Source organism: Streptomyces sp. M2CJ-2, from assembly GCF_016757295.1.
GTDB lineage: Bacteria > Actinomycetota > Actinomycetes > Streptomycetales > Streptomycetaceae > Streptomyces.
Map to the genome: position 1 here is coordinate 1 of NZ_JAESIF010000317.1, position 334 is coordinate 334.

Here is a 334-nt window from a genome sequence, read left to right on the forward strand (position 1 = left end):
GTCGGTGCGGCCGAGGGCTTCCAGGACGCGGGCGGAGCGGGTCAGGACCCCGTGGCGGGACAGGCGGCGGGCGGCGGCGGACTGGGCCACGGTGGCCACCAGTGGCAGGCCCTCGGGGACGGCGGCGACCGCGACGGCCACCCCGGAGGCGAGCGCCTCACGGACCGGCAGGCCGCGCAGCAGTCCGAGGAGAGTGACCGCGGCGCCGCCGATGCCCACGGCGGGCAGTGCGGTCTTGGTCAGGGCGGCCAGGTGGGCCTCGAGGCCGGGCGGGGTGGTGGCGTGGCCGGCCAGCTCGGCGGCGCGGCCGGCCTCGGTCTGGGATCCGGTGGCC

The 334-nt window shown here is 80.2% G+C and carries 1 protein-coding gene; it reads right to left on the reverse strand.

The features are described 5' to 3' along the window. Positions 1–334: hypothetical protein (locus JL475_RS39465; RefSeq protein ID WP_202282988.1), on the reverse strand; the 334-nt coding region annotated here is incomplete at both ends.